The following is a 9038-nucleotide window of genomic DNA, read 5'->3' as shown; positions in this document are numbered from 1 at the left end:
GTAAGCCGTCTCTTTGAGATATAGCCCGGCGGGCGCTGCACAGGCGGCGCCCGCAGTGGGGCAGACCGGGAGGCCGGGCATCCGAAAGGGCGCCCGGTCTTTCTGGTTTTATAGGGATTAGTCTATTAAATCAATGATAGAAAGACTGGTTTGTATTCATTAAAAAAATAATTTGACTAAGCAGATACAAATTAAGATCTTTATAAAAGAAGGTATTGCATAATTGAAATAAATATCCGTTATTTGACCTCACAAAGACCTACAAAAAGAAAAAGAGAGCCTAACAAGTAAAGCTCTACCCTGTTACACACCCTTTTCAACCTACCTTAACAACTTATTAGTATGCACTCCTGGCAACGGTTTACCCGCGTGCCTTAATGTAATTTTAGACCCCTTCATAGTTTATTCTTCTTAAACGACAGGTTCGTAACCTTCAATGCTTAAGTATTTATAGGAGGTTATGCGAATAGTGCCTTGCCCTTGCCTTTTTGACAGGGAGCAGTACTATCGTATATGTCCTTATTGACCATAATTCCATTAACACAAATCGTAATTCTATGAACATTATGACATTGACAAAATCTTTTACGACCCGGATACCGGGTCTGTTTTTTGCAGTAGTACTGCTTACAGGTTGGTCAGGAAGCCTATTTGGGCAATGCCCGATTCCAGCCAACGTGACAGTGGGATATGATTGCAACGGAGTCGTAACACTTGATTGGGATGGCTCCAACGAAGCGAACAGCTATACAGTAGATATAGAGAACGGCAATCAGCCGGTCGTGGACTTCGTAAATATGACCAACACTCAACTGACTATTGCTTCCGGAACTTTGTCTCCGGGGATTAACTACAACTATGCAATTACTGCTAACTGTGGTGCATCAAATGTAGCCTCTGCCACTGGGCAAATTAATGGGGGGCTCATCCAAAATGCACTCCCGGAAATTCAAATCTCTGCTATAGTGAACCCTGTTTGCGGAGGAGATGATGGCAGTTTCGATGTTGTGGTTAGCGATATCGCTGACGATGAGGTGTCTGACTGTAACGCGGCTTACAATATTGTAGTGCTTGCAAACGGAAGTGAAGCCGATCGCCAAGATAATGTGGCTTCAGAAGAAGTGGTTTCATTCAGTCTCCCGGGCAGCACAGGGGCCGGCACTACCTATACCATTACTTTGGAGCTGGTAAATGAAGGGGACTGTACCTTCGACGCAGATTGCGTGGAAAGCCTTTCCACAGAGGTGACACTTGCCGCCTCTGATAATGAAGCGCCTGAATTAGAAGTGACAGGGTCAGGAGGTGTTTCTGTGAATCCCGGAGCTGCTTTTTCTTACAACCCACCGGAAGGGGAGTGTGGCGTACAACTGCTGTGGTCTGTACTGCCATCCGATAATTGTGAAAGCCCGTCTGAGCTCAGCTTTGACGTTACGTTGACGAACCTTAATCCGGGCGCAGCACCTGCGGTCTCTTTTGAGCAAATAGGATTGGATGCAGCCTATGTGCTCGATATTTTTCTTGCTGTAGGTGAAAATACACTGACCATCACCGCTACAGACGGAAATGGCAACTCAGAAGTGTTAGATTACATTTTGACAGTGAATGACAACCGTGCTCCTGAAGTTTATGGCCCGGGTGATATGAATGTGGAAATTCCTGCTTGCCAAAACGAAGGCATCCCCGTCAATTGGACCATCGCCGTTGTGGATGACTGCGATACTCAACCTGATCTACAGCAGACCGCAGGGCCTACATCCGGCTCCGTATTGTCCGAAGGTACTTACAATATCAGCTATACCGCAACTGACTACAGCGGTAACACAACCATTTACAGCTTTACGGTAAGCGTAGAACAAGCAAACAGCCCGCAGCCGATTGTTGATATTTCAGGTAATGGGCAGTTCAATGTGCCAGCCTGTGAGGCTTCTGAGTTTGTGGTGCTATCGGGTAATATCTACGATTGTGATCTTACAGCGGATGATAACCTCTCAGGTGCTATTACTGTAAGTGGCGCTCCCCTGGCAATCACCTATATTCTTGTTGAAGATGGGTTTGCATATTTTGAGGCAGCTGGCGATCTCGCACCGGGTAATTACTTGATTAACTTCACCTATGGTGGTGTAACAGTAGACCATGCGGTAAGTGTGGTACAGGATGCAAATCAGCCGGCTGGAATCACCATGCCCGGTAACCTGAGTTTCCTGGAGCCTATCTGCACAGCTGGTGCAAATCTCAGCTTCCAGGTGCAAATTTCAGATGATTGTGATACCGACCTGTCTGGTGCCACCTTTACGCTAAATGGCGCTGCTGCACCAGCGATCGATCCACTGGCTTCCGACCCAGAAAGTGGCTTATATGTTTGGAGCCTAAGTGGTATCCCGGCCGGTGTATATACTTTGGTAGCCAGCTATACGGATGGCGCTGGGGATACATCTGAAGGCATATCAGAGCTTACGGTTACAGATCAGCCAGATAACTCAGCTCCAATCATTGTCTATCCTTCTCAGAATATCAACGTTGTGTTGGACCCCTGCGGTCCCTCTACCGCGGAGGTGAGCTTCCAGGTTTCTGCAATAGACAACTGTGAAGGCGCACTGACGCCTAACGTAACCGTGTCAGGCAGCGCAACCATCGCGCCAGCTACTGGCAATACCTATGTTGTGACTGCGCCTGCAAACGCAGGGCCGTTCACCGTTAGCATCTTCGCAGAAGATGGATCGGGCAACAGCCGTTCCGAAAGTTTTGCGATCAGTGTAACCCAGGCTGCTGCACCTTCAACCAACCTGGCGTGTAACGATAATATCAATGTCACCCTCAATGATAACTGCTCCCGGGTCATCACTGCCGATATGGTGCTCGAAGGCAACTTCGGCTGCCTGACAGAAGAAGACTTCAGCATCACTATCGTCAATGACCTCAACCCATCTAACGGCAATATTGTCGATGGGGATGGTCAGTTTATTTATGATATTTCCGGTCCGGACGTACCCGGATTCGAGAATTGTTGGGGCTATGTTACGGCGGAGGACAAGACTGCTCCGGTAATTACCTGCCCGGATGATACAGGAGAAGCTATTTTTAGCACTTCTGTCCAGAAAATCCAGGGCGCGCTGACGACTACAGACCCACAACTGGAACTGGCAGACTATTCCTGCTTCCTCGATGCAGCTGGCCCAACGGCCGGATCGCATTACTACGATATCATTGAGTTCCAGGTGAGCCAGGACGATATCTACACCATTTACCTGAATACGGAATGGGGCGATGGGTTCACGGCTTTATATCAGGGCAGCTTTAATCCTAATAGCCCCTGCGAAAATATCCTGTATGCAGCAGACGATAACATCCTCGGTAATGTTGGTCCAATCGGCGGTTTATTCGATCCCCAGGTACGGGTGACACTCCCACTTCGGGCCTATGAATCCTACTTTGTATTGGTTTCCAGCTTCGACGCAGATGAGACAGGCGCTTACGAACACACCATCTTTAGTGATGGCAATGGTTTGGTCGGTGTTTGGAATTATTCCCAAACCACCCTGCCAGATTGGACCATTCAGTTTGATACGACATTCTCTGCTTTGCCAACAACTACTGAAACACTGACAGCACCGCTGTTCTGTGATGATTTCGATCACATTTACGGTGGTGATGCCGGAAGCGTTGCTCAGCAAACAGCATTCATTCAGGGCACGTACGGTTTTGTCGGCGCACCTTCCGCTACGGATAACTGTGACGCAAATGTAGAGATAACAGCTACGGATGACTTTGTCGCTAATGGCGATTGTGGAGACGTTGTCATTACCCGGACCTTCGTCGCAAGAGACGACAACGGCCGCACGGACAACTGCAAGCAGCAGATTACCTTCCGCAAGCCTACTTTGGACGATGTTAACCTGCCTTCCTTTACCGTTGCGATTGAGTGCGATGAGGACTATCCGACTCTGGCCGACGGCAACCCAAGCCCGGAGCTGACCGGCTATCCATTCATCTTCACTGCTTTTGGGATCTTTGATATTGCGCCTTCCTATTGCAATATTGGTGCATCATTTGATGATACCCCAGCGATAGACGAGTGCGACGGCCGCTTCAAGTTCCGCCGGGAATGGACTATTTTCGACTGGTGCGACCCGGGCAGCTCGCTCGTAGTCAATCAGCTGATCAAGGTAGGGGACTTCACAGCACCTCAGATTGAGTGCCCGGCTGGTACACCATTGGTATACTCTTCCAGCCCATTTGCCTGTACGGCAGCATTCGCAGTGCCTATGCCTGCTAATATTTCAGACAACTGCTCAGGTGTAAGTGTATATACTGAGATCGTGACAGAGGTGGAAGATAGCATCTTTAACCAGTACGGTCTGTTTGCAGGTATCGAGATTGATACGGTCGTTGTACGGACCATTGCACCGGGTGCAAGCCGGTTTGTGGGCAGTATTCCATTTGGTAGCCACTATTTCCGCTACGTAGCAGAAGATGACTGCGGCAATGCAACAGAGCTGTACTGTCCTTTCGAGGTTGTCGATCAAATCGAGCCTATCGCAATTTGTGATGACCAACTAAACGTGAGCATTGGCGGTGGCAATATCGTGCCCGGGCAGCCTGCCGGAGCGCGTATCTTCGCTCATGATGTAGACGAGGGTTCCTGGGATAACTGCGGTGATGTGACCATTCAGGTCTTCCGCAATAATTTCAACCCCGTTACCAATACCTGCGGTACACAAAACAGTGTTGCCGGAGACTACGTCGATTTCTTCTGCTGTGACGTTGGCGTGACCTCTGATGTGACCCTGGTCGTCACCGACCAATACGGTAATCAGAACACCTGCTGGCTGAGCGTGACACCGGAGGACAAGATCAATCCATTCTGTGATGCCCCTGATAACGTAGTGGTAGACTGTGATGATCTTCCTTATGGGTTTGACCCAACCAATGCCGATCAGCTGGAGGACCTCTTCGGCATGGCTACCGGTGCAGACAACTGTGGCATCGCGAGTGTACAGCAGGTGGCTGCCAATAATAACCTTGATTGTGGCTTTGGCTCCATCACCCGTATTTTCCGGGTGACCGACGTGAACGGCCGCAACAGCACCAATAGCTGTGTACAGGTCATTACGGTTAATGAGGTGCACAACTACGAAATCAACTTCCCTAAAGATGCAGAAGCACAGTGCGGTATTGCTGAGCCGGACAGCGTGACCTACAATGAAATCGGTTGCGACCTGCTTGCCATTTCCAGTTCTGATGAAACTTTCTCGGCCTCTGGGGATGAATGCTATAAAATCTTCCGGACCTGGAAGGTGATCAACTGGTGTCAGTACGATGGTGAAAGCGCCCCTTACATCGTTGGCCGGGATGAAGACTGTAACGGTACGCCTGGTGATAAGAGCATATGGTTGCTTGCCCGTCCAAATGGGAAAATCTACTTTGACCAGGATACGGATGAATCACCGGACAACAACGTGCCGGGTATCAATTTCTGCGGGACTTCCAACGACTACTACGACTTCGTATACGATGAAACGGGTTTCTATCAGTACACCCAAATCATCAAAGTATATGATGATATTGCACCAGAGATTTCCTTCAATACCGCTTCACCATTCTGCTCACTGGACAATGAGGATTGCGATGCAACAGTCGTCTTCCCATTCACCGTTGATGAAGATTGCACACCGAACGACCTGGATGTTGATGTCTTCCTTAATGCTTTCAATAACGGTACACTTACACCGCTCAACGGTGCGCTGTCTGGTGCTTACCCCAACTTCACGATTACAGGGACTTTCCCAATCGGCGCGCACTCCTTTGAAGTACGTGTGAGAGATGGCTGTGGTAATTCAGATCTTGCAGTACTGCCGTTCAGCGTGATCGACTGCAAAGCGCCGGCACCTGCTTGTATCAATGGTCTTGCTATTGAGCTGATGCCGGTAGACGAGGATGGCGATAATTTGCCAGACCCGGGAGCCGGTATGGCGGAAATCTGGGCGAGCGATTTCATCGTATCTCCGCTTTCTGACTGTTCGGAGCCCATCAAGTACTCCATCAACCGCGTTGGTGAGCCAAATGATCCGGATCAGACCGGCTTGATCCTGACTTGTGACGATGAGGGTACCCTTGTTGTGGAAATCTGGGCATACGATGCTGCCGGCAACGGTGACTTCTGCGAGACCTACATCCTCGTGCAGGACAATATGGGCCTCTGCGGAGATGCATCACCAATGGCAGCCGGTGCAATCAGCACCCCGCAGGATGAAGCAGTAGAAGACGTTATGGTCAATCTGTCTGGACAAATGTCTGATATGATGATGACTCAGGCAGATGGTCAGTACAGCTTCACCGGACTACAGCCCGGGCTGGACTACACCGTTACGCCACAACGCGATGGTGATGACCTCAATGGAGTGTCCACTTACGACCTGGTGCTCATCAGCAAGCATATTTTGGGCGTAGATCCATTGGATTCACCCTATCAGCTGATTGCAGCTGATGTCAACCGCTCAGGAACGGTAACTACGCTTGATCTGATTCAGCTCCGTAAGCTGATTCTGTCCATTACTACTTCGTTTACCGACAATACCAGCTGGCGCTTTGTGGAAGCAAACTACAACTTCCCGAATCCTGCTAATCCATGGGCCGCGCAATTCCCCGAAGTCATCAACTTCAATGATTTGCCCTTAGGGGGGATTAGCAATGCCAACTTTGTTGCAGTGAAGGTTGGTGATGTAAGTGGCGATGCAACGCCTAACAGCTTTGCAACTATTGACGAGCGCAGCTACGAAGGCCTCTTTGCACTGCAAACGGACGAGCAGGAGCTGAAGGCAGGCAATGAATACCGCGTAACCTTTACTGCCACCGATCTGCAGGCCATTGAAGGCTATCAGGCTACGCTGACGCTGAGCAGCGAGGTGTCATTGGTCGACATCGTAAGCGGTATGGCTACAGAGGACCACTTTGGTCTGGTATACGCTGGCGAAGGCATGATCACCACAAGCTGGAACTGGGCGTCTAAAACGATAGCAGAGTCCCTGGCAGGTACGGAACTGTTCACACTGGTACTGCGTGCACAAAGCGATGTGATGCTGAGCGAGGTACTGGGCGTTAGTTCAGCCGTAACCAAAGCGGAAGCTTATGGCAAAGACGGAACCTTCCGGGGCATAGCCATCGAGTTTAGCGGTACAGCCGCAGCGGTTGCCGGTTTTGAGCTTTATCAGAACCAGCCAAACCCCTTCAGGGGAGAAACCGTGATTGGTTTCAGCCTTCCGGAAGCAGCTCAGGCGACAGTGACAATCAGCGATGTCACCGGGAAAGTCTTGAAGCTCTACCGCCTCGAAGGCACAAGGGGCTATAACCAATTGACTGTGCGTTCGGCTGATCTGGCAGCAGCTGGTGTAGTCTCCTATACTGTTGCAGCAGGCAGCTATACAGCGACTAAGAAGATGGTCATTGTAGAATAACAGCAAACAGGCATAACGTACCTGTTTAATCGATTAAGCGGGCATCTGGCAATAATAAGCCGGGTGCCCGCTTTTTATTAACCGGGCCCTTTGAAAAATTTAGTACATTAGAGATTCGTTATAGGAATCAGCACTTACAACTTTTGAATCCCTATGAAGCAGTACCTTCTCATTGCCATCAGCTCCCTGCTTAGTGCAGTGCTGGCCGTTCTGGCCTACAGATACATTGACCCTCCTAAAGAAGTCATCATTCGGGAAACCGTTGCGGCCCGCTATACCAACTTCGATCAGATGGATGTGAGCAAGCAGCGCTTGTTCCTTTCTGCTTCGCCTACAGATTTTTCGAGTGCGGCAGAGACGGTGATACCTGCTGTGGTCAATATTAAAACGATACAGGGCGGCGGCGGCTTCGATCTGTGGGGTAGTTCAGCGGTGGGTTCTGCTTCCGGCTCCGGGGTGATCATCTCGGATGATGGCTATATCGTTACCAACAACCATGTCATTGAAGATAGTGATGAAATCGAAGTGACCCTCAACGATAAACGCGAGTACCGTGCTGAACTGATCGGTACAGACCCTTCCACTGACCTCGCCCTGATCAAGGTCAATGCGAAGGACCTCCCTTCGCTTGAATTTGGCAATTCGGATTCCCTGAGGGTAGGAGAGTGGGTACTGGCTATTGGCAACCCTTTCAATCTCGAATCCACAGTGACTTCCGGTATTGTAAGCGCCAAGGGGCGTAGTATTGATATTCTGGAAGGGCAGGACCGCATTGAATCCTTTATTCAGACCGATGCTGCCGTCAACCCTGGCAATAGCGGGGGGGCTCTGGTGAACACCAACGGGGAACTGATTGGCATCAACACTGCCATCATTACCCGCTCCGGCCGGTACGAGGGCTACTCCTTTGCCGTACCCATTAATCTGGTGCGCAAGGTAGTACGTGACCTTCGGGACTATGGCGTTGTGCAGCGAGGTATTTTGGGGGTATTTATTGACGAAATGACTAATGAAATGGCCAAACGCCTCAATCTCGATGCGGTGGAAGGCGTGTACATCAACCGCGTGACGCCCGATAGTGGCGCAGACGACGCAGGGCTAACAAAGGGCGATGTCATCATCGGTGTGAATGGTGTGAAAACCAAGACGCTGCCAGAAATGCAGGAGCAGCTGGGGCGCTACCGCCCGGGCAATGCCATAAAAATTGAGATCATTCGTGACGGCAAGCAGCAGGAGGTAGAGGTGATACTAAAGAATAAGAGCAACAGCACCGCGCTTGTAACTGCTAAAAATGAAGATATCTTACTCGACCTGGGCTTTGAGCTTCGGGAGCTGACCAGGGAAGAACAGCGCCGGCTCGATGTAGATGGCGTGAAGGTGATCAGCATCTACCGGGGAAGCCGGGTGGAACGCACCAATATGGACCCCGGCTTTGTCATTACCAAAATAGACAACCGCCCGGTAGACGAAGTTGAGGACCTGGTCAACTATCTGGAGCGCGCTTCCGGCAAAATCATGCTGGAAGGCATTTACGAAGGCTACTCCGGGGAATACTACTACGCTTTCCCTCTGGATTGATACGACAAA

2 protein-coding genes are annotated in these 9038 nt (G+C 50.1%); both read left to right on the top strand.

Going from position 1 to position 9038, the window contains the following annotated elements:
- The first annotated feature begins 557 nt into the window (after positions 1 to 557).
- Positions 558 to 7451 (top strand): T9SS type A sorting domain-containing protein, encoded by a 6894-nt coding sequence (locus MRY86_RS12650; RefSeq protein ID WP_293563250.1) that lies wholly within the window; start codon positions 558 to 560, stop codon positions 7449 to 7451.
- A gap of 153 nt (positions 7452 to 7604) precedes the next feature.
- Positions 7605 to 9029, top strand: coding sequence for a Do family serine endopeptidase (locus MRY86_RS12645; protein WP_293563249.1), 1425 nt, complete (start codon positions 7605 to 7607; stop codon positions 9027 to 9029).
- Positions 9030 to 9038: the final 9 nt, after the last annotated feature.

The organism is Phaeodactylibacter sp. (assembly GCF_022763345.1).
Classification (GTDB): Bacteria; Bacteroidota; Bacteroidia; order Chitinophagales; family Saprospiraceae; genus Phaeodactylibacter.
The sequence above is the reverse complement of the archived record's forward strand: the minus strand, read 5'-3'. Positions and strand labels throughout refer to the sequence as shown.